Below are 21,420 nucleotides of genomic sequence, written 5' to 3' on the forward strand. Positions count from 1 at the left end.
TTTCAATAAATTGAATAAGTATTTCCAATACTCCTTTGTTAAAAAAATATGACGGTCGAAAAACGTACTCTGAATGGTATTTTAGTTGGAATCATATCGTTTAGTTTAGCATTTACTAATAGTATATTACTTGTACCAATCCTTTTACAATTCTGGGGTGCAGAAACATATGGCTTATGGCTAAGTTTATTTGCTTTATTTGCACTACTACAAACCCTTGATACGGGACATCAAAATTATGTGGGTAACGAGATATGTAAGCTATACTCTACAAATTTTCTGGTTTTAAAGAAATTAATTGCATCAAGTATTATGATGGCTGTCCTTTTAGGAATATCACAGCTATTAATAGTTTTAGGAATTATCTCATTTGGATTTCTAGGAAACTTCTTAGGTGCTAGACCAGCACTACTAAATGATCAAAGACCTGGATTAGGACTAATTTGTCTAGTAGTTACCTGGATACTGAGTGGTTCTATTGGTGGAATTATAGTTAACGTGTACCCCGCTGCTGGACTCTATGCTAGGAGTCAATGGTGGGGAATTATTATACGATTGGCTCAGTCTTTAAGTATTATTCTCGCTGCTATAATCAGCAAGCAATTATTAACAGCAACAATATTGATGGGTTTAACTATAACACTTGTGAATCTATTCTTGTATGTTGATGTCTATCGGCTATTCTACCAACTTCATCCCATTTGGAAAGATGGTAGCTGGAAGATGGCTTGGACTAACTTTAGCAAGTCTCTTGTTCTCACTGTTGCTGGAATCTTATTACAACTTCAAAATAATGGTCTTGTCTTGTTTATATCAAGTCTACTAGGAACAGCAGTCGCTCCCACATTCACGACAATGCGAACGCTCTCAAACGCCTTTGTACAAGCTACTACTATTGTGACTCAACCCTTGCTCCCAGAAGTCATTCGCTATCACGTGCAAGGTGAGTACCAAAAACTAACCAGTGTTATAGCAGCTTCTTGGTGGAGTAGTGGAATGTTGATAAACTTTGGCATCTTAGTTAGCTTACCTTTTGTCGAATCGATCTACCTGCACTGGACGCGAGGAAAAATCGACTTTGACTGGGTGCTTTACTTACTCTTAGCATGGTCGATATCTTTAAAAAACTTTGGCAGTCCCTTAAACAGTTATCTCGCTGGAATTAATCATCTTCGAGCGCAAAGTATTATAACTGTGGTTCAGACAACCACTGTGCTGGGCGGAACTTTTATTTTCCTTTCTCAGAGTGGTCTAGTGGCAGTTGGATGGGCAGTAGTAGTAGGGGAACTATTTGGGTCAGTATTAATACCAATACAATTTACTCTTCAGGAAATAGCTCATCTGGGTGGCAATATACCTGTATTGCAGATTATGCTGGCTTTAGCGTCTGTAGTATCTGTAGGAATTATCTTTTTAGGCTTAGGTTTGAGCTACTTAACTCCGGTTTTATCTGCAATTATAGGATCTGGAATCCTGTTAAGTCTCTACACGATACAATGGCTAAATCTGCCTGACGACGTTAAGTTTAGGCTCATCAGTCTGTGTCGACAAATCCTTTCAAGAAAACGTTGAAATAATAGTCTATCTCCCTCTTAATCGAAAGTATATCAATGAATAAAGGCCGTTTTGCTAAAACATTTCCAATATTAGCTTTAGTTCTATCTAGCAAGATAATGTTGCTTTTTACTTGCCTGATACTAGCAGTTGTAGCCAGGATTTATTCTCCACATTTATCCCTTAGCATAATTATCTTTATGTATGTTTTGCTAAGTTACCACCTAGAACGGAGACACCTTAGTACTCTGTTATTAACCCCCCTCACAGTCCTATCTCTATATGGTTTATTAGGACTTGGTGTAGGTAGTATTCTCATGGTTATCGGTAATGATGGCGATTTTGATCCTAACCTTTTCAATATGCAGATCGCTTACGTAGTTACCTTTCCATTCATAATGTTCATTTACCCAGCTTTTAATCGACGCTTTCCTAACTTTTCACTTCCTGATCCTTCTATCCCTGATTCACACTCGTTCTACAAACCTCTGAAAATTATTGGTTGGTTTTTTTTCATTTATGCATTTCTATCTTTAATAACAGGAGTATTTACTGGAGCAGCAGATCGAGGAGAGGCTGGTGCATTCATAGTAGAAAACCAATATGGCATTTGGACTATTTTTGTCATATTTAGTCGCTTTATCTATCTTTCATTTATACTCGTTCCTCTTTTGATACGTGATACTCAGACGGTGGAACGATATACTATTTATTTCCTTTTAGCTCTGTATCTCATGCTCGCTTTTGCTACTGGTTCCAGAGGTGCTGTACTCTACCCAATATTGCATTTGTTGGTTGGATATTGGATGTTTGGTGGCTCTGGTGAGATGATCAAACAAGCTATTGTTATTTTTTTAGTACTGGCATTTTTTCTGATCCCCTTTATGGATGCCTATCGAAATACAAAAGCCTTTAATACTTCAGCTTTAAGTAACCCTATAGAAAGATTGCAGTCTGTCACAGAAACTAATGACTTACTAGATGATCCTAATCGAACATCTAATCTTTGGCTCACTGGTCGTGCTTTAGTTGGAGCATCAGATGACATCATCTATGAAAATACTCCTTCAGTTATTCCTTACGCTAAATGGGAAAATATTGATGCTGTTTTATACATTTGGGTACCAAAGCTATTAGCTCCCTGGAAACCTTTACTAATCGATGGTAATGAGATAGTCGTGGGTTACACGGGAATTCGGTATGAAAGGTCTTCAGCCAATATCAGTTTTAACGGTGATATGTACCGCCGCTTTGGGTGGCTAGGTGTTATTGTTAGTAACTTCCTTTTTGCTCTATTTTATAGCTTTGTACTCTCATATATATTTTTTGTTTATTTCAGCAGAAATGCTCTCTTCGGATTTCTTCTTATTCTCCTTTCTTTGAGTTTTTTAATGAATATTCCCAATAGCACACTATTAAGTACATTTTGGATTTGGTTATGGGATATTCCCAAATATGTTATAGCATTATTTTTTATTTACAAATTTGCTGTTTCCAGAACTAAAATTCAAAATATTTTACCAGCAAAAAAATATTTCAGCAGTAAAATAAATGCAAAATCAATAGAGAATATAGAAAGATTAAAAAATGATTTGTTTTAAATTATTAATAATTAAAATATATACTTGATTCATAAGGTATGATGACATCAATAACTCAAAAATAATGAGAATCCTAGTCCTAACTCCAGATGCCTTCGGTGGTCGAGGAGGTATAGCCAAATTTAACCGAGACTTCCTTCAATCTTTATGCTCCTATTCCTACGTTACAGAAGTTGTTGCTATTCCACGTCGCGTTGTAGATCCTTTAGGGTCACTTCCTAAAAAATTAACCTATGTAACTTCGTACTTAAATGGAAAACTAAATTATGGAATTGGAATTTTGCAGACTGTTAACTGCAATCCTAAGTTTAACCTAATTGTTTGCGGTCACATTAACCTACTACCCTTTGCCTATTTAGTAGGTATCTGGACAAGAACTCCAATTTTTCTCGTACTTCATGGCATAGAAGCTTGGCAGCGATCTCGTAATTGGCTCGCTAATAATTTAGTAGATAAAATCGACGGGATCATCTCAGTTAGCGAACTGACAAAAAAACGTTTCCTCGATTGGGCAAAATTAAAGAACATCCAAGAATTTATACTACCTAATACAGTCAATTTTGAGAGTTTTCAGCCTGGGGTTAAAAACTCTGAACTTATGATGCGCTATCAGTTAGAAGATAAAACAGTCTTGATGACCCTAGGACGTCTAGACTCCAGTGAGCGTTACAAGGGCTTTGATGAAGTGCTAGAGTTACTACCGATCCTAACTCAGGAAATTCCTAATCTAGCTTACATGATTGTAGGAGAAGGAGGCGATCGCCAACGATTAGAGACAAAAGCAAAGTCTTTAGGCGTTGAGAGACAGGTTGTATTTACGGGGTTTATACCTGAAGCAGAAAAAGCCGACCACTATCGACTAGCAGACGCTTATGTTATGCCAAGCAAAGGAGAAGGCTTCGGTATTGTCTTTTTAGAAGCGATGGCTTGCGGGATTCCTGTAGTTGCTAGTAAGGTTGATGGTAGTCGAGAAGCTGTACGGAACGGTTCATTAGGTATATTGGTCAATCCTGACGACCAAGAGGATATATTAGGGGGAATTCGTGTCGCCCTCAAGCGTCCCAAAGGAGTAGTCCCAGAAGGATTAGAGTACTTTGACGAGAAGAATTTTGAACAGAGATGTCACCAGATTTGCGATCAAATCTTGCAAAGGGGTGTATAACGAATACAGTTTAGTTAAGGCTGTACAGTGGTAGAAACAATAAACACGGAAGAATTCATTATGATTGATATTTTCTTTCAACAAAATCTATGCTTATGGTGATGAATTAATTCTAGAAAAGAATTTTCAAAATTTTTGCCTTAGTGATTCTAGTTCCTTCTTTGTTTTCAACTATGTGTGGCATATACGGTTACATAGGCACAGAAAATTTGAATTCGGAAAAAGTTTTAGCCGCACTCCGTCATCGAGGACCAGATTCTCAAGGGACATGGCAAGGAACTGTCGAATCAGGGGAAATTCACCTACTACACACTCGTCTAGCAATTCTCGATCTTAGTCCAGCCGGACATCAGCCAATGGTAGATGTAAGTACAGGCAATGTAATAGTTTTTAATGGAGAAATTTACAACTTTCAAGAACTACGTCAACAACTAAAAGCACAAGGTTTAGAATTTCGTTCTGATAGTGATACCGAAGTCTTGTTACTAGGCTATCGTCTCTGGGGCAAGCAGCTAGTTGACCACCTAGATGGCATGTTTGCCTTTCTATTATTTGATGCTATCCAACAACACCTATTCATTGCAAGAGATCATATTGGAATTAAACCCCTATACTACGCTCAAACTCAAGGAGGAGGTATTGCTTTTGCGTCAGAAGTCCGTGCCCTTATTAGTTCTGATCTCGTGGCAAAAGACTGGGATTACCAAAGTATACATGATTATTTAGTTCATGGCAGTGTACAAGAGCCTCGCACTATCCGACAGGCAATTAAAGCTTTTCCTCCTGCTCATTATGCCTGGATCGATTTAAAGCAAGACTTAGTTGCACTACCCACCCCCCATTGTTATTGGAATCTCGCGGACTTAGCTTACAATCAACTGGACGAAGCAAATACTCCAATGATTCATGCTGAGGTTTTGCAGCGTACTTTAGAACAACAACTCATTGCTGATGTCCCTGTAGGATTATTCTTGTCAGCGGGAATAGACAGCACAGTTCTTGCTACCCTTTTAAGTCCAGTCATGGGACACAAGCTTTCTGCTTTTACATTCAACTTACAAGACTTAACTAAAGATGAGAGCCACTTAGCGGCTATGACTGCAAGACAATTAAACTTAGAGCATCATACAGCTCAACTTTCTCAGAAAACTCTGAGTTATTGGTTGCTCGATAGCTTTGCAGCAATGGATCAACCTTCATCAGATGGTTCAAATACTTATCTAGTATCGAGAGCCTCATTAGAACATGGTATGACTGTTGTCCTCAGTGGCTGTGGTGCAGATGAGTTGCATGGTGGCTATCCCCACTTTCGTTCATTGCGGCAGTTATATCAAGTGGGACGGCAGGCAGGCTTAATAAAATCGGTTTTTATACCTTGGATAGAAAAGTTAAGAAGTTGGGGTAGGAGTCCCATTTATCAAGAACGACTCAAACTTCTATTCCAGCAGATAGATTCACCTCCGGGAATGGTACAGGAAATTCGGCGTTTTCTAACCCCAACTCAAATACATGAGTTTTGGTCTGCAAGCGAAAGTTTTGATAATACAACGATGAATTGGAATTATAAAACTGATGAGGACTTGAATCTTGATATAGAGACTCAAATATCTCTAAACGAAATTCAGGGATATCTACGCAATACTCTCTTAAGAGATAGCGACTGGGCAACAATGGCAAATCAACAGGAACTACGCGTACCTTATTTAGGTAAGCGCTATATGGAAACAGTCATACAGATCTCTTGGAACTATAAACGGACAACGAAAATAAGAAAAAAGCCGCTTCTAACTTGTCATATTCCCCCAAACTTACAGCACGTTCTTCAACGCAACAAAACAGGCTTTGATCTAGACTATGCTATGTACTTAAGTGGTATTATGCGAGACCATTTACACTCAGCTTTAACCTATCTTAATGAAGCCTATGAGTTTCGGCTAAACTCCGACCAAATAGAACGGGAGCTAAAAATGGGAGATCCTGCTAAACAGGCTCGTCGCTACTGGGCGCTAACTACCCTTGGATTCTACCTTCAATACCATAAATAGATGATGTTCAAGAAGCTCAAGATTTTGCACTACATTCCCGTTTATGCTCCAGCTTGGAAGTTTGGTGGTCCTGTTCTCAGCGTGAGTCAACTGTGTGAGGGATTAGCAAATCTTGGTCATGAAGTCGAGGTTTTTACCTCTAATGCTGGTCTAAATCATCAACCTCAATTAACTCTCAACCAGCCAGTAATACGCAATGGGGTCAAAGTTACTTATTTTACCCAAGAACCAGGAATAGGCATCCATTCCCTAGGCATGGAGGAAGCAGTAAAAGTAAGAGTAAAAGAATTTGATATTATTCATGTTACAGGTGTTTGGCAACGCACTAGTGGCGCTGCTTGTAAAGCAGCAAAAAGTCAAGGCATTCCCTATGTAGTTTCACTTAGAGGTGCACTTAGTTCTTACTCATGGCGGCAGAAAACAGCCAAAAAAGTGGCTTACTATCTATGGCAAGAACGTTTTAATGTTACAAATGCTGCTGCCGTCCACTATACTAGCAAACAAGAACTTGTTGAATGTCGTTGGTTACAACTACCTGGTCAGGCTTTTATTGTTCCGAATGGTTTAGACCCCAAATTTTGGCAACCTGCGCCACTAGCAGCAAAACTCTGGCGTAAATCTCAAAACATCGGTGAAGATGACTTTGTACTTTTAAATGTAGGGCGTCTACACCACAAAAAAGGATTAGATTTATTACCACAAGCTTTGGCTCCATTGCGTGATCTCAACTGGCGAATGATTTTTGTAGGAGGTGACGATGATGGCACGAAAACAAAACTAGCGCAGCAGTTTCAATTAGCAAACTTATCACATCAAGTTCACTTCCTAGAACGATGTGAACCTCAGCAACTTCCAGCAATATACTCAGCTGCTAATCTGTTCGTTTTACCAAGTCGCCATGAAAACTTTGGTAACGTCGTTGTGGAGGCATTAGCTTGCGGATGTCCTGTTTTAATCTCGGATAAGGTGGGACTGCATGATGAAGTGGCTGAAGGTGGCGTAGGGTGGGTGCGATCGCGAGTTGCAGCAGAGTGGACTGCGGCTATTCAGGAATTGATGGAAGTCCCAAATATTTTGGAACCAGTATTACCTAAATTGAGAGCATGGGTAGAGTCTCTATTCTCCATCGAGAATACTTCCCTGCATATGGCAAATCATTACATCGAGATTCTCGAAAAACATCATGCTAAGTGAATTAAAGCGATTGTTCAAAGAATTATGGATTGTGAGAAGAATTTTGTCTCTGCCTCTTTTTATTAAGTGGCTCTCTGGTGCAACAACATGTTTAGATGTACTACTTAAAACTAGAAGCTTAGGCTCTGTAGACAAGATTTTTGGTGATTCATTTAATATTTTGTGGAGTGATAAAAAACTTCATTTCTCTAGACTAGATTTTGGGGTAGTCCGTGAAATATATGGACATCTCTGTTATGCCAAAAAAGGTCAACTGAGAGAAGCACATCATATCCTTGATCTAGGTGCTAATGGTGGTGCATTTACAATCTTTGCTCTGGTAGAAGCGCCTCATGCACAAGTTTATGCCGTAGAAGCACAATCAGAACTTGTCCAAGTAGCCAAGCATAACGTTCACCAAAATGGATATGCAGAACGTGCCATCATTGAATGTGCCGTAGTTGGTGGATTCTATGATGAATGGACAAAATCTCTACTTAAATCGAACCCAAAAGTAAAAGAATTTGATATTCGTCAGTACATAGACAGTGTTGGAAACTGTGATTTCTTGAAGTGTGACATCGAGGGTGCAGAATTTCAGCTATTTACAGGAGATTTGACCTGGACTAAATTTGTTAAAACTATAGTACTAGAATTTCATCCTACAAAAGGAGATGTAGATGAATTAGAAAAGATTTTAAAATTGCAGTATTTTCAAGTTGAACGAGTTCAACATTCAAATTTAGGTTACTTTTACTGTAATCGAAGCTAACAGATCTCTTTAATATCGTCACAAAAGAGAGGGTTTTATTTTCTCTTATGCAATTACCAATTAGTAGTATTATTCTTACGAAAAATGAGATTAGCAATATTAAACGTTGTATTGAGTCTTTGCAGTGGTGTCAAGAAGTTATTGTTGTAGACTCAGGAAGCACTGACGGAACACAGCAACTAGCAGAATCACTAAAAGCAAAAGTTTTCACCCATACTCAACCACCGCCATTTAAAATCTCTGAACAGCGCAACTGGGCTTTACAGAATTGCAATTTACAGGGTGAGTGGGTGCTATTTGTAGATGCCGATGAAACCATTCCACCCGATTTAGCTACAGAAATTCAACACATATGCTTGAAGAGTGATAGCCGGTACAATGCCTTTGAGCTTCCTGCCCGCTACATCTTTTGGGGTAAGTGGCTCAAAAGAACTCAGGGATACCCTAATTGGCATTGCCGTTTGTTAAAGGTAGGACAAGTTAATTTCCTGGGTGGTGTATGGGAACAATTTACACCTGATGCTAAAGTAGGTAAAATTAATACACCGTATGATCACTTTGCCAATTCTAAAGGTTTTACAGATTGGTTAGAGCGACATGATCGCTACTCATCCTGGGATGCTCAGAAAGTAGTTGAATTTTTGGAAACAGGCAAAGCAGCTTCCTTAGAAACAGAGCGTAAACTGAGGCTCAGGCTTTTAGCAGCTAGATTTTGGTTCGTTCGTCCAATTTTCCGATTTCTACAAATGTATTTTCTTAGATTAGGTTTTTTAGAAGGACCGACAGCCCTAGTTTTCTGTCTACTTTACGCTATGTATGAATTTATGACTGTAGTAAAAATTATAGAGTTAAAACGTTATAAATCTGGACTACCTCTGTAATTATTTAAAAATAAATCTATCTATAAAATTGCTACTAAAAGGTTGGAGAGAATTAAAGACATATATCATAATTTTTGACGGATAACATGAAACAAGATCTAATGTAGTCTCGTGCTTGAGTATGAAAATCTCTAAGTCTAAACCAGTCAACTCAAGGATCTGATCCACGTTGCTGGAAACACCAACAATCTCTCGATTGGGTAATCAGCGAAACCAAGAAGTCATTATTCTACTGGGTGTATTATGGTTTATTTGGCAGTCGAACCCCATTCTCTCCAAGAGACTTAGGGCTTTAAATTCACTTTCCTCAAACAATGGACAAAATTGCAATTATCACTCAATATTTTTACCCAAGTTCTGCTGCTACTGCTCAGATCATGAACGATTTAGCAAATGGTCTTGCAGAACGTGGTTATTCCGTACAAATTTTTACTGGTACTAGAGAAACTACACAAGCTACACCTAAATCTTTGCAGAACTTGGAAGTTTCACGCTCCTTCACAGTTCAAGAAAAGGGGCATGGAATTATAACCAAAGTAAATAGCTCTCTATTTTTTCTTGTAGGAGGGTTAGCTTATATACTCTTTCGGGTTCCTAAACAGACGCCGGTACTCATTGCTTCCAATCCTCCCTATGCTGGAATTTTGGGTCTGTTTTTTAGAATATTTAAGGGTGGAAGATTTTATTTTTTACTACAAGATATCTTTCCTGAATCTGCTGTAATTGCTGGTGTGATTAAGAAGGAAAGTATTTTCTTTAATTTTTTTAGCTATTTAAATAACATCATATATAACTCTTCTAACTACACAATCGTTCTTAGTAGCTCTATGCAAAAATTTATAGAACAGAAAACAGGCTTAAAAGACAAATTTTGCGTTATTGAAAATTGGGCAATTGAACATATTAATCTTTCCAATAAACAAGACAATCCATTTGCGATTCAACATAGTTTAGATAAAATCTTCACTGTTTTGTATTCTGGAAACATGGGACGACTGCATGATATAGAAACTATTGTAGAGGCAGCCAACTTACTCAAAAATAGCCCCATACAGTTTGTTTTCATTGGTGATGGACCAAAAAAGAAAATAATCGAACAAACAATAGAAAAATATCAATTAAAAAATATTTTACTTCTCCCCTTCCAAACTAGAGAGAATATATCTTTATCCTTGACAGCTTGTGATATTTCTTTAGTCAGCCTAATTCCCGGTGCTGAGTCAATTGTCGCTCCCTCTAAACTCTACGGAATGCTAGCAGCAGGAAGGGGAATTGTTGCTATCTCTTCTCCAAATTCATACATTGACAACTTATTAACGACTTACGGCTGTGGGATTAACAGCCCTCCTCATAATCCCGAACACCTTGCTAATACAATACTTGAATTATCCCATGACCCCTCAAAAATCAAGGCAATGGGTGAAAAAGCACGTCAGCTGTATGAAAGTAAATATACCTTTGAACACGCGTTAGATGAATATGAAAAACTACTATTTACTTACCGTACCTAAAATCTAGATATTTCTATCAATCGCGCGTTATACTACTGCTTCTCCATTTTTAAACCCGAATTAAACCTAGCACCACCCGGCTAGGTGAAAAGTCCACAATCTCGCAACACTCGCACCACAGATTCAGGGTTTTCTCCGCGCGAAGGCACTACCACAGGCTTAACCACAATCCCACGACTGCCCAAAACAATGGTGGCGATAGCGTTCGCGAAGCGTCTCGTACCCCTGCGGGGAAGCAAGCTACGCGCAGCGTCTCCGAAGAGCGAGAAGAGAAGCGCTGCCCGCACTCGCGGGATCGCTCTTGCGTGTCTCGTAAAATAAGTATAATTTATCTTGTAGCTTATTAAGAGCTAAAAGAGCAATCAAATGTGTTGTCAATTGACGAGTATACAAGAGCTGATACACTGTAAAGCAAAATGACTAAATTTCCCTACGACCGTTTCGCCAAAGACTATTTACAAGAACTATTATCACCATTAGGTTCAGTAGAAACAAGTAAAGATGTGGCTGGGGAAGTACGAGAAATAGACGTTTACTTTGCACCATCACCTGAAGCCCAAATCGATAAACAAACCTTGGGATTACTAGGAAGATTTGCCGAAACAAAAGCACTGATAGAGCCGTTTCGGAACGCAGTAACAATATCAGAAGTTCGCAGTTGTTCGAGTAAGTTGTTTGATACCTGCGCTCGTTTTGAACGGGAAGCAAAGCGGAATGGGACAAGGTTAGACGAAAATACTTTACCGCGACTATGGATTCTCTCACCCACAGCGAGCGAAGATTTTTTAAAAGGATTTGGCGCTGAATTAGATGAAGATAAATGGGGAAGGGGTGTTCATTTTTTTGATAAATCTTGGCGAGGTGCAGTGGTAGCAATTCACCCTTCGGGTTCACCAGTCGCCTACGGAGGGAAACCCTCCTGCAGCGCTGGTTCACCAATTACCAGTAACGCCAGAAACACTGTGGTTGAGATTATTGGGGAAAGGGAGAGTGCAACAGCAGGCTATTGAGGAAGTGCAGGCATTGGATAGTAACAATCCTTTACGTGGTAAAGCGATAGATTTATTGGCAAACTTGAAAACTACTTTAGAAGTAAATCAGAATTTAGATGTAGAAGATAGGGAATTAATTATGCAGTTATCACCGATATATGAACAGCGCTTGGCAGAGGCTGAACAGAAAGGTAGACAAGAAGGAACTCAAAATGAACGTCGCACAACTATAGAAAACTTACTTCGATTTCGGTTTGGTACTTTAGACGAACAATTATCAGCAATTGTTGAATCTTTGTTAGCATTATCACCGGAAGAATTTACTCCTTTAGTGTTACAGTCATCTCGCGAGGATTTATTAAGGAGATTTAATCAAATGTGCAATTAATGCCCAGGGATCTGCAATCGTCACCTTCAACGAACGAGACTTCTTACCCGCCGCACAACAATTTGGAATTGAAGTGATTCAGCCTGGAGTGTTGGTGCGATCATTAAATTTAAGGGAGCGTTTCAGCCAATGAGTTCTTATCCATTGGAATTACCAGAAGAGCTAATGCAGGAAGTTCGCCGCTTGGCACAGGTGAATCAGGTTCCCCTAGAACAATGGTTGATCACCGTGATCGAAGGGCATGTCGCAGCAGAGCGATCTCTCAGTCAGTTGTGGCAAGCAGCACAAGCTGCTGATTATGATCGCTTTGATCAAATTTTGGCAAGAGTCCCTGATGTCAATCCCATACCGGGAGATGAATTGTAGCGTCGTGAAATTTGTCACAGTAACCGTAGCCCGACCATCCAAACCTAACCGCTCATTTGGAACACCAAACTGCTGAAAAATCTTGCTTCATCTGTATTAAGAGGGTATACCAAAAAACAAGACTCGTGGTGAGATTTTGCAACAACTGGGTGGCGACCCTTAAACTTGTACCAGAATTGATATGTTGTGCATCATAGCCCAAGCGCTTTCAAAAGTTGAGCGCGGAATTTTTCGCTCTCCTTTCAACGGGTCATAGACTAAAATGTTACTTTCCTCAACTGCTATCACAACCATTGCGTGTGTATCCCTAATTTGATCAATCAGCAGCAAGTTAACAAAAACAATTGGATAAGTTTCGCAATTGACCTGAGCTAGAAGTTCATCCATTGACAATGTAGATTTAACAGTATTGTCAAACCCCAGTTTACGTGCTGCATCTACTGCTTTTAATGCTTCTGTTCCAAAGATAGTACAATCACAAAGCTCACGAAGCTCTTTCTCCCTGAGGTCAATATTAAAACCTGATAAGACCATACGTAGACAAGCTGGTACGCAAGAATAGGGAGTTTCTTGTTTATGAAAAACGAGCTTGGATGGCATCACGGTGTAGTTCGTAAAGTTTCTGTCCTGTTTGTTTCATTTCCTCAATTGGGGTGTAGGACAGAATTAATTCTGAAGCTGTGCTAACCGAAACCGTACCAACTTGCCCTAGTGAGCCGATGTATGGATAAGTAAGAATAATAGGGATATTCCAAGCATTTCTTGTTTGAGTAAGACAAGGTTGGTCAGCAGTAAAACGATCAGGAAGATGATCGCTAATAAATAGATTAGCGACTGCTTGCGCCTGCTGTTTATTTATGTTGTCAGTAGCAAAGTAAGGAGGTCCTAATTCTTCCAGCTTCTTAGCTGCCTGTTCCAAAACAGTTTCAGGCAAGCTTTGGAGAATTAATAGGCATTTCAGCAACATAACGGTTCTGCTTGAGGGGAATTGATGCCATGCAGTTCTAAAAGATAGAGTTGAAGCAGATACCTCCAAATCAAGAAAAGGATCTTGAATTTTGAGTTGCTTACCACTATCTCTATCAAAAACAAAGTTGTTTCTAACAATGCCTGTCGAAGTTTCACTATACTTCGGCATCATCAATTTCTTGTGGTTCCATCGCTTCGCGGAGGGTGTCTGTAATACTCCATCTGAAAAACTTTCCAGCGGATTTGTTGAAGTGGTCGAGTATCTCCCAAACATCTCCATTCCTCTCTATTTTTTGTTCTGTATAAAAATCGGCATCTAATAAATAAGCGAGTTCCTCATCGTTGTTCTCTAAACCCTTTACAGTAACAAGTCCATGATTAAGATGAACTTGTCCAGATTCTATTTTGAGAATCAAATTCTTAGTAATTGCTTGAATGGAAGATGAAATCTCTGGATTATGAAGTTCAGATGCAATATGACTTTCAATTAAATCTGACCAGTCTTTATCTTTTAGTCCTAATTTTGAACGGATAATTAAATCTTTATACCGCAACCCGACTCTTGTATAAAAGGATGGCTTATATATTTTCTCAAAAATTTCCACAGCCTCTTTGAGACGCTTTTTAAAATATTCATACCTCTCATATACAGATGTGGTTAGAGCAATAAAATCTTGCGTTATAGTTAACTGCCACTTATTATCCTCAGACTTGAAGTCATAAGACAAATCACTTGGCAAAGATACACCAAGTTGCTGTATGATTTTGGCTATTTCAATTGGAACTTGTGGCTGAGTAATCTCAAAAAGTGGATACTGAAATCTAATCTCATCTTGGAACTCAACAGGCTCTTGATGAGAAATTTTCAGTATAGGTGGAAAGCGTAATTGACACACAACTTCTATAAGGGGGTTGTGCTTGTAGATTACACGTTTTGACTCAGGCAAGTTTATCAAGTTGATTGTGTACCTTAAAAGCTTACTAATTATAGTCTTAGCTTAGATTACATGGCTAGCTCTTCACCAGTAGCTTCAGCAATTTTTTACTCTTCAGCCTGGAGTATTGCTGAGATGATTAAATTTAAGGGAGCGTTTCAGCCAATGAGTCGTAACATAAATTTACACATTTGCGATGCTCCCCCTTCATCATGGATTCTGACTTTTCTCCCTGTGAAGACACAACTACTGGCGTAACCACAATCCCACGACTACCCAAAACAATGGTGGCGATAGCGTAAAGAGAAAGCGGGCATAGCTGCGCGACGCGCGTTGGCGCAGCCTCTCCGTGAGGAGAAGCGTCTCAAGCCATCTCTACAACCATTCCATCATGCAGTTCATAGCGACGTTCTGAATTTTCAGGATACCAAGCAACGAATTCTTCAAAGGTTACTAGTTTTGTTTTAGGTAAGGCTTGAGTCATAGTATGTACTCCTTTGCTTTACTCGAGTTATTCTCGACTATCACCGTCTACGTTAGATCTTAATTCTTCTAAAGTGATTCTTCGAGTAGCAGCAGCATCTTCTATTTGTTTATTTACACAAAATAATCTTCAAGGAAAAACTTCTGATTCTTTCAATAACTTACCTGCTTGATCTTTGACAGAAAGAAAGGGTTGTGTTTCAACAGGCCATGCGATCGCCAAATCAGGATCGCTCCAAAGAATAGTTCGTTCATAAGTTGGAGCATAGTAGTCTGTAGTTTTATACAGAACTTCTGCATATTCTGAAACTACCAAGAAACCATGAGCAAATCCGGGAGGTATCCAAAGCTGCTGCTTTTTTTTCGCACACAAATTGACCCCAACCCATTGACCAAACCACTTAGAACTAGCTCTTAAATCCACAGCCACATCAAACACTTCACCAACGACAACTCTCACCAATTTGCCTTGAGGTTGTTTGATTTGGTAGTGTAACCCCCGCAGTATATTTTCAGCTGAGCGGGAATGATTATCTTGAACAAAGCGCTCCGTAATATTTGCCTTTTCTTGGAAAACTCTCTCATTATAACTTTCATAAAAAAAGCCACGCTCATCTTCAAAAATTCGCGGTTCAATTACCAATACATCAGGAATTTCAGTTTCTATAATCTTCATCGTGCTATCCTCTGTTCGTCTACAAATTCCTGGTACATAGCTGCTCTTAATTGATTCAACTACCATCTTGGTAAGATATATACCACAGATAGGTATTGTATTGCTGTTTGGTAGTGAAAGACGAACAGAGACAGCAATAAGTGCCTTAGCCAGTGAGCCGCCATGCCATAACCCCCTTCTCCCCAATATAGAGAGAAGGGGTTATGGCATGGGTGATTGTGGTATCTACAAAGCTTGCAAAATCTCCTCATCCACAGAAAAATCTACATCAAATTTATCCCGACCTGATGCTAGATAATCATTCTCAAAAGAGTCTTTTAACCCAGAAATCAAGTCATACTCAGGTTGCCAGCCTAATTGTGTAATAGCTTTATTCACTGAAGCAAAAAAGTGCTGTGTTCGCAAGGGAAAACTTTTGCGCTTACCGAAATCAAATTTCTTGGGATCATAGTGGATAATTTGCAAACTATCTGGTGATTTACCAGCAGCTACAGCACAGGCTTTTGCTAAACCATCGAAAGTGACAAAGCGATCGCCCGACACATTATAAATTTGCCTGACTGCTATAGAATTACCCAAAACCTTGCACATCGACCTTGCTAAATCTTTTACATGACCTAACTGCGTGATGTGCAACCCATTCCCAGGAATAGGAATAGGGCGATCGCGCACAATCCTATCAAAAAACCATGCCTCCAGATCGTTATAGTTTTGGGGACCATAAATATAAGTCGGACGAATTGACGTAAAAGGCAAACCCTGCTGCATCAGATAAGCTTCTGTTTGATGCTTACCTAAGTGGCGACTTTTTGGATCAACAGGATCTCCTTCTATATGGGGCATTTGGTCAGATTTGAGATACACCCCAGCAGAACTCATATACACAAAATGCTGAACACGATCTTGAAAAATTTCTGCCAGTGGTTGAGTATCACTAAGTTCCCGCCCGTTATTGTCAAAAATAGCATCAAAATTTTCTTTTGACAGTTTCTCCTTTAGCTGGTTACTATCAGTACGATCGCCTATAATTTGTCCTACCTCACCAGAGGGGATAGGACGATTACCCCTATTGAACAGTACAACCTCATGTCCTTGTGCTAATAGGAGTTGTGTTAGGTACACACCAATGAACCGGGTGCCACCCATAATTAGAATTCGCATAAATAAATTCCCAGATCCCTTTTTTTGTAATAACTACCAGACTATCAAGATTCTGACAGCTACGAATTACCCAATCCCCAATCCCCAGTACCCAATCCCCAATCCCCAATCCCCTGGAACAGATTTAACAGATAATACGTCTACAGAGGTGGGGCGTTCTCATCACGCTTAAAAGTACGTAGGATTCTTGGTTTACGGAGCGCACTTATCGTGATGCAGTCCACCTAGACCACTCCAACTTGAGACTTCCCGCTAAATTCTATAGGTGTTCTCTATTTTTTTGATTGAAGTTAGCCGTGCCCTTGAAATATGCTCTAGTGCATGAGTGGTTTACACCCAAAGCTATCGGCGGTTCAGAACTTGTCGTCCGCGAAATTCTGAACCATGTTGATGCTGACTTGTATGCTCTCATTGATTTTGAATCTAACAATCCTGATAGTTATTTATACAACCGTCGGATTGGTACGACCTTTCTCCAGCATTTTCCCTATGCACGCAATGGTGTACAAAAATACCTACCATTTTTACCGCTAGCAATTGAACAACTAGATTTACGATCCTATGACGTGATTCTGTCTTCATCTCACGCGGTTGCTAAAGGAGTCATAACCACTCCCCAGCAATTACATATTTGCTATTGTCACAGCCCAATGCGGTATATTTGGGAGCTAACCTTTGATTATCTACACCAAAGCCGATTGGGAAGTGGTGCTGCAGGGTGGGCAACACGGTATTTACTTCATCGTTTACGCCAGTGGGATGTACTGAGTGCAAATCGCGTTGATCATTTTATTGCTAACTCACAGTATACAGCTAGTCGAATTTGGCGTTGCTACCGACGAGAAGCAACTGTCATTTACCCACCAGTTAATATTGAAGGTTTTCCATTTTTACCTCACAAAGAGGATTTTTACTTGACCGTTTCCCGGTTAGTGAGTTACAAGCAGGTATCTTTAATAGTCAGGGCATTTAATGAATTACAACGACCTTTAGTAATAATTGGTACAGGAGCAGAGATGAACAAAATCCGTAAGATAGCAAAATCCAATATAAAAATAATGGGATGGCAACCTAATGATGTGGTGAAAAAATATATGGCTAGTGCCAAAGGATTTGTTTACGCAGCTATTGAAGATTTTGGCATAGCTCTAGTCGAAGCACAAGCCTGTGGCACTCCAGTCATTGCCTACGGTGCAGGCGGCGCTCTGGAGACTGTACGAGATATTCGTACCTCACCAGCGTTTACAGGGACAGGTATTTTATTCAAGGAACAGACTCACACTGCTTTAGTAGAAGCAATACAAACTTTTGAAGCTTATCAAGGAAAGTTTGATCCTGAGTATACACGCTCCCATGCTGGTAAGTTTAGTGTACAAATCTTTGCACAACGTTACCTAGAATTTTTAAGTAAGTGCAACCAAAACTAGACCCTACAACCATTGATTGTCTAGTTTTCTATATTTGTTTTTTAAGCTTTTGGAAAATTGCCCCCTGAAGCACCTCCGAAAGGCTTTAAGATTGGGACTATGTGTGGTGTGGATTGTTAAGGAGTATAATGACTGCCCAGAGTTCACTCCTCTCCGGCAAGCGATCGCGTACTTTCTTAAAACGTGGTCAACAAAAAAAGACCCCTAGGGTTAAACTCAAGGGTTTGTCTTTGCAGGGTATAAACGGAGAGTTTGCCAAGCGACTTTTCGACATTTTGTTTTCGCTGTTGGTACTGATCTTGTTTTCTCCGGTCTATCTAATTTTGGCTTTAGTGATTGCTCTAAGCTCACGAGGTCCGATTTTTTACGTCCAGGAACGGGTCGGTAAAAATTACAAGCCCTTTAATTGTATTAAATTCAGAACAATGGTAAGCAATGCCGACGAGATCCTAATGCAAATGATGGAAACCTCGCCTCATCTACAGCAGGAGTTTGAGGCTAACTTTAAGCTAAAAAAAGACCCCCGGATCACCAAGATTGGTCGATTTTTGCGAATCACAAGTTTAGATGAATTTCCCCAGTTTTGGAATGTTTTAAAAGGCGATATGAGCGTTGTTGGTCCGCGACCTCTCGTATCCGAAGAACTACCTAAATACGGGTGTTACATTGATCAGATTTTAACGATCAGGCCTGGAATTACAGGGCTATGGCAAGTATCTGGTCGCAATGATATCCCGTATCCACGTAGAGTCCAAATAGACCTGTATTACGTTAAATTCAGGACTTTTTGGCTGGATCTATGGATTGTCTTAAAAACCATTGGTGTTGTAGTTATACCAAAAGATAATGGTGCTTACTGAATAAGCATGACTCATTAGCTTTTTTAAAACAAGCCCAACACTGTACTCTCAGTGTTGGGGCTAATTTTAAAACAGGAATTACGACTAACTATTACTCAATCAAGTATAGAAATATGCAACCGTATTACCTCAAAAATCAACTAGGTGGTTATTAACAGACATAAGAATAATTTTTGACTAATCATTTTAAGAAAAAAAATTAAAAGTCGCAAATTTAGCTACAGTAGGCTTAGTTACAAGTATAATTCGTAGGTTTCCCATTGGAGAATTTATCAATAACCTGCTAAGTTATACCAGGATCATTGTGTATATTAAGTTTAGAAACGACAAGGGATGATTAAGCATGACCCAACCGAAACGAGCTTTGATTACTGGGATTACTGGTCAAGATGGATCATATCTAAGTGAGTTTTTGTTAGAGCAGGGTTACGAAGTTCATGGGGTCATTCGTCGAACTTCTACCTTTAATACAGACCGTATTGACCACATCTACGAAGATCCTCATAAAGAGGGAGTGCGGTTATTTCTCCACTACGGTGACTTAACAGATGGCACCACACTACGCCGCATTTTAGAAGAAGTTGAACCAGTAGAAATTTATAATTTGGGTGCTCAATCTCACGTACGTGTAAGCTTTGATTCTCCCGAGTATACAGTTGATGCCGTAGGAGTAGGAACCCTCCGTTTGTTAGAAGCAATCCGTGACTACCAGAGGCGCACAGGGATTGAAGTACGTTTCTACCAAGCAGGCTCTTCAGAAATGTTTGGTTTAGTACAAGAAGTTCCACAAAAGGAAACAACTCCATTCTATCCTCGCAGCCCTTATGCTTGTGCAAAAGTTTATGCTCATTGGCAAACGGTGAATCACCGAGAATCATACGGTTTGTTTGCTTGTAATGGTATACTTTTCAACCACGAATCGCCTCGGCGTGGAGAAACCTTTGTAACTCGTAAGATCACTATGGCAGTTGCCCGTATCGTTGCTAATAAACAGAAAAAACTTTACATGGGCAATCTGAATGCTAAGCGCGATTGGGGCTATGCCAAAGATTATGTTAGGGCTATGTGGATGATGTTACAGCAACCCGCTCCAGACGATTACGTCATTGCCACTGGCGAAACTCATTCAGTGCAGGAGTTTCTAGAACTAGCATTTGGTTATGTAAATCTCGATTGGGAAAAGTATGTAGAGTTTGATGAGCGCTATCTTCGTCCAGCTGAAGTAGACTTATTAATCGGTGATTCTGCCAAAGCACAACAAAAGTTAGGCTGGAAACCTTCAGTGAGTTTTGATCAATTGGTAGCTCTCATGGTAGAAGCAGATCTGGAAGCACTAGGTTTGACTTCACCAAATGGAAAAGTGTCACAAGAAGCGATTAAGGATAATGCCATGATTCGTCAAGAACTAGGCGTACTCCATTTTTAAGAATAATGAAGATAATGAAAATATGGCTCTGTTAGAACTCAATAACAAAAGAATTCTCGTAACTGGTGGCTCTGGTTTTTTGGGGCGTCAGGTAATAGATCAATTGTCTAAGGCAGGAGCGCAACCTGAGAAAATTACAGTCACCAGATCTCGTGAGTGTGATTTACGCGTCTTAGAAAACTGCCAACGTGCTGTTGACCAACAAGACATTGTTATTCATCTAGCTGCTCATGTCGGTGGTATTGGTCTTAACCGAGAAAAACCAGCAGAATTATTCTATGACAACTTAATGATGGGAACTCAGCTGATTCATGCAGCTTATAAAGTTGGAGTAGAAAAATTTGTCTGTGTTGGCACGATCTGCGCTTATCCTAAATTTACCCCAGTTCCATTTAAGGAAGATGATTTATGGAATGGTTACCCAGAAGAAACTAACGCTCCTTATGGGATAGCAAAAAAAGCCCTTCTTGTCCAATTACAAGCCTATCGCCAACAGTATGGCTTTAACGGGATTTACTTGCTTCCAGTAAACTTATACGGACCAGAAGATAATTTCGATCCTAACAGTTCCCACGTCATCCCAGCATTAATTCGCAAGGTTCACTCTTGCAAGCTAAGTGGAGAGAAGAAAATCCCAGTTTGGGGTGATGGTAGTCCTACCCGTGAGTTTCTCTATTCACAAGACGCTGCGCGGGGTATTGTCATGGCCACTCAATTATACAACGACTCTGACCCTGTCAACTTAGGAACAGGTTATGAAATTTCTATCCGTGATTTGATTAATCTTATTTGTGAATTGATGGGGTTTGATGGCGAAATTGTTTGGGAAACCGACAAACCCAATGGTCAACCGCGTCGTTGTTTGGATACTGAACGAGCAAAAACAGCTTTTGGTTTTACTGCTCAAGTAGACTTCAAGCAAGGTTTGAAGAATACGATTGAGTGGTGGCGTCAACACGCTGCTTGTTAATAAGGGTGTTGGGGGTAGGGTGTAGGGTGTATGGGTCAATTGGATAGGGGATTCAAACCCCAACGTGC

Annotated in this window: 20 protein-coding genes and 1 pseudogene; 15 read left to right on the forward strand and 6 right to left on the reverse strand. The window is 39.7% G+C overall.

What is annotated here, in order from left to right; genetic code table 11:
• Positions 1 to 48: 48 nt before the first annotated feature.
• The 11 genes from G4P69_RS16555 to G4P69_RS16600 all read left to right on the forward strand — a co-directional run bounded on the left by G4P69_RS16555 (position 49) and on the right by G4P69_RS16600 (position 12,445).
• Positions 49 to 1,572, forward strand: a complete 1,524-nt coding sequence (locus tag G4P69_RS16555; protein WP_208339962.1) for a polysaccharide biosynthesis protein — start codon at positions 49 to 51, stop codon at positions 1,570 to 1,572.
• Positions 1,573 to 1,610: 38 nt separating this feature from the next.
• Positions 1,611 to 3,155 carry a hypothetical protein gene (locus G4P69_RS16560; protein WP_208350580.1) on the forward strand — a complete coding sequence of 515 codons (1,545 nt, stop codon included), beginning with the start codon at positions 1,611 to 1,613 and terminating at the stop codon, positions 3,153 to 3,155.
• Positions 3,156 to 3,219: 64 nt separating this feature from the next.
• Positions 3,220 to 4,317: a glycosyltransferase family 4 protein gene (locus G4P69_RS16565; RefSeq protein ID WP_208339964.1), complete on the forward strand. Its 1,098-nt coding sequence runs from the start codon at positions 3,220 to 3,222 to the stop codon at positions 4,315 to 4,317.
• Between the two features lie 173 nt (positions 4,318 to 4,490).
• Positions 4,491 to 6,362, forward strand: coding sequence for an asparagine synthase (glutamine-hydrolyzing) (gene asnB / locus G4P69_RS16570; protein ID WP_279605115.1), 1,872 nt, complete (start codon positions 4,491 to 4,493; stop codon positions 6,360 to 6,362).
• A complete protein-coding gene (locus G4P69_RS16575; protein ID WP_208339966.1) occupies positions 6,363 to 7,556 on the forward strand; it encodes a glycosyltransferase in 1,194 nt (397 codons plus the stop codon).
• Positions 7,546 to 8,307, forward strand: coding sequence for an FkbM family methyltransferase (locus G4P69_RS16580; RefSeq protein ID WP_208339967.1), 762 nt, complete (start codon positions 7,546 to 7,548; stop codon positions 8,305 to 8,307). Before G4P69_RS16575 ends, G4P69_RS16580 begins: the two co-directional genes overlap by 11 nt.
• Before the next feature lie 47 nt (positions 8,308 to 8,354).
• Complete coding sequence (locus G4P69_RS16585; protein WP_208339968.1) at positions 8,355 to 9,188, forward strand: glycosyltransferase family 2 protein; 834 nt, start codon at positions 8,355 to 8,357, stop codon at positions 9,186 to 9,188.
• Between the two features lie 314 nt (positions 9,189 to 9,502).
• Positions 9,503 to 10,699, forward strand: coding sequence for a glycosyltransferase family 4 protein (locus G4P69_RS16590; RefSeq protein WP_208339969.1), 1,197 nt, complete (start codon positions 9,503 to 9,505; stop codon positions 10,697 to 10,699).
• A 416-nt stretch (positions 10,700 to 11,115) separates the two neighbouring features.
• Entirely contained in the window at positions 11,116 to 11,709 is a 594-nt protein-coding gene (locus G4P69_RS40245; RefSeq protein WP_310834143.1) for a hypothetical protein, read from the forward strand.
• Positions 11,690 to 12,079: an RpnC/YadD family protein gene (locus G4P69_RS40250; protein ID WP_310834144.1), complete on the forward strand. Its 390-nt coding sequence runs from the start codon at positions 11,690 to 11,692 to the stop codon at positions 12,077 to 12,079. Before G4P69_RS40245 ends, G4P69_RS40250 begins: the two co-directional genes overlap by 20 nt.
• 129 nt (positions 12,080 to 12,208) lie before the next feature.
• On the forward strand, positions 12,209 to 12,445 hold the full coding sequence (locus G4P69_RS16600) for a CopG family transcriptional regulator (protein WP_208339970.1): 237 nt from the start codon (positions 12,209 to 12,211) through the stop codon (positions 12,443 to 12,445).
• A 159-nt stretch (positions 12,446 to 12,604) separates the two neighbouring features.
• Here G4P69_RS16600 and G4P69_RS16605 read toward each other — a convergent pair whose 3' ends face one another.
• From G4P69_RS16605 to G4P69_RS16630, 6 genes and pseudogenes are all read right to left on the reverse strand, one after another.
• A complete protein-coding gene (locus tag G4P69_RS16605; RefSeq protein ID WP_208339971.1) occupies positions 12,605 to 13,045 on the reverse strand; it encodes a cysteine peptidase family C39 domain-containing protein in 441 nt (146 codons plus the stop codon).
• On the reverse strand, positions 13,020 to 13,586 hold the full coding sequence (locus G4P69_RS16610) for a hypothetical protein (protein ID WP_208339972.1): 567 nt from the start codon (positions 13,584 to 13,586) through the stop codon (positions 13,020 to 13,022). Before G4P69_RS16610 ends, G4P69_RS16605 begins: the two co-directional genes overlap by 26 nt.
• Entirely contained in the window at positions 13,570 to 14,370 is an 801-nt protein-coding gene (locus G4P69_RS16615; RefSeq protein WP_243902197.1) for a TIGR04255 family protein, read from the reverse strand. Before G4P69_RS16615 ends, G4P69_RS16610 begins: the two co-directional genes overlap by 17 nt.
• A 349-nt stretch (positions 14,371 to 14,719) precedes the next feature.
• Positions 14,720 to 14,833: pseudogene (locus tag G4P69_RS16620) on the reverse strand (Uma2 family endonuclease); the annotation flags it as partial.
• Positions 14,834 to 14,962: 129 nt separating this feature from the next.
• On the reverse strand, positions 14,963 to 15,508 hold the full coding sequence (gene rfbC / locus G4P69_RS16625; RefSeq protein WP_208339981.1) for a dTDP-4-dehydrorhamnose 3,5-epimerase: 546 nt from the start codon (positions 15,506 to 15,508) through the stop codon (positions 14,963 to 14,965).
• A 225-nt stretch (positions 15,509 to 15,733) separates the two neighbouring features.
• Positions 15,734 to 16,669 carry an NAD-dependent epimerase/dehydratase family protein gene (locus tag G4P69_RS16630; RefSeq protein ID WP_208339973.1) on the reverse strand — a complete coding sequence of 312 codons (936 nt, stop codon included), beginning with the start codon at positions 16,667 to 16,669 and terminating at the stop codon, positions 15,734 to 15,736.
• Positions 16,670 to 16,965: 296 nt separating this feature from the next.
• Between G4P69_RS16630 and G4P69_RS16635 the strand changes: the two genes are divergently transcribed.
• The 4 genes from G4P69_RS16635 to G4P69_RS16650 all read left to right on the forward strand — a co-directional run bounded on the left by G4P69_RS16635 (position 16,966) and on the right by G4P69_RS16650 (position 21,352).
• Positions 16,966 to 18,096: a glycosyltransferase gene (locus tag G4P69_RS16635; protein ID WP_208339974.1), complete on the forward strand. Its 1,131-nt coding sequence runs from the start codon at positions 16,966 to 16,968 to the stop codon at positions 18,094 to 18,096.
• A gap of 128 nt (positions 18,097 to 18,224) precedes the next feature.
• Positions 18,225 to 18,956 (forward strand): sugar transferase, encoded by a 732-nt coding sequence (locus tag G4P69_RS16640; protein WP_208339975.1) that lies wholly within the window; start codon positions 18,225 to 18,227, stop codon positions 18,954 to 18,956.
• Positions 18,957 to 19,299: 343 nt separating this feature from the next.
• Entirely contained in the window at positions 19,300 to 20,382 is a 1,083-nt protein-coding gene (gene gmd / locus G4P69_RS16645) for a GDP-mannose 4,6-dehydratase (protein WP_208339976.1), read from the forward strand.
• Positions 20,383 to 20,404: 22 nt separating this feature from the next.
• Positions 20,405 to 21,352, forward strand: a complete 948-nt coding sequence (locus G4P69_RS16650; protein ID WP_208339977.1) for a GDP-L-fucose synthase family protein — start codon at positions 20,405 to 20,407, stop codon at positions 21,350 to 21,352.
• Positions 21,353 to 21,420: the final 68 nt, after the last annotated feature.

The sequence above is a fragment of the Aetokthonos hydrillicola CCALA 1050 genome (assembly GCF_017591665.1).
Taxonomy (GTDB): domain Bacteria; phylum Cyanobacteriota; class Cyanobacteriia; order Cyanobacteriales; family Nostocaceae; genus Aetokthonos; species Aetokthonos hydrillicola.

Coding starts and splice junctions, on each gene's coding strand:
- G4P69_RS16555 (WP_208339962.1), top strand. CDS start 49: ATGACGGTCGAAAAACGTACTCTGAATGGTATTTTAGTTGGAATCATA.
- G4P69_RS16560 (WP_208350580.1), top strand. CDS start 1,611: ATGAATAAAGGCCGTTTTGCTAAAACATTTCCAATATTAGCTTTAGTT.
- G4P69_RS16565 (WP_208339964.1), top strand. CDS start 3,220: ATGAGAATCCTAGTCCTAACTCCAGATGCCTTCGGTGGTCGAGGAGGT.
- asnB (WP_279605115.1), top strand. CDS start 4,491: ATGTGTGGCATATACGGTTACATAGGCACAGAAAATTTGAATTCGGAA.
- G4P69_RS16575 (WP_208339966.1), top strand. CDS start 6,363: ATGATGTTCAAGAAGCTCAAGATTTTGCACTACATTCCCGTTTATGCT.
- G4P69_RS16580 (WP_208339967.1), top strand. CDS start 7,546: ATGCTAAGTGAATTAAAGCGATTGTTCAAAGAATTATGGATTGTGAGA.
- G4P69_RS16585 (WP_208339968.1), top strand. CDS start 8,355: ATGCAATTACCAATTAGTAGTATTATTCTTACGAAAAATGAGATTAGC.
- G4P69_RS16590 (WP_208339969.1), top strand. CDS start 9,503: ATGGACAAAATTGCAATTATCACTCAATATTTTTACCCAAGTTCTGCT.
- G4P69_RS40245 (WP_310834143.1), top strand. CDS start 11,116: ATGACTAAATTTCCCTACGACCGTTTCGCCAAAGACTATTTACAAGAA.
- G4P69_RS16600 (WP_208339970.1), top strand. CDS start 12,209: ATGAGTTCTTATCCATTGGAATTACCAGAAGAGCTAATGCAGGAAGTT.
- G4P69_RS16605 (WP_208339971.1), bottom strand. CDS start 13,045: ATGCCATCCAAGCTCGTTTTTCATAAACAAGAAACTCCCTATTCTTGC.
- G4P69_RS16610 (WP_208339972.1), bottom strand. CDS start 13,586: ATGATGCCGAAGTATAGTGAAACTTCGACAGGCATTGTTAGAAACAAC.
- rfbC (WP_208339981.1), bottom strand. CDS start 15,508: ATGAAGATTATAGAAACTGAAATTCCTGATGTATTGGTAATTGAACCG.
- G4P69_RS16630 (WP_208339973.1), bottom strand. CDS start 16,669: ATGCGAATTCTAATTATGGGTGGCACCCGGTTCATTGGTGTGTACCTA.
- G4P69_RS16640 (WP_208339975.1), top strand. CDS start 18,225: ATGACTGCCCAGAGTTCACTCCTCTCCGGCAAGCGATCGCGTACTTTC.
- gmd (WP_208339976.1), top strand. CDS start 19,300: ATGACCCAACCGAAACGAGCTTTGATTACTGGGATTACTGGTCAAGAT.
- G4P69_RS16650 (WP_208339977.1), top strand. CDS start 20,405: ATGGCTCTGTTAGAACTCAATAACAAAAGAATTCTCGTAACTGGTGGC.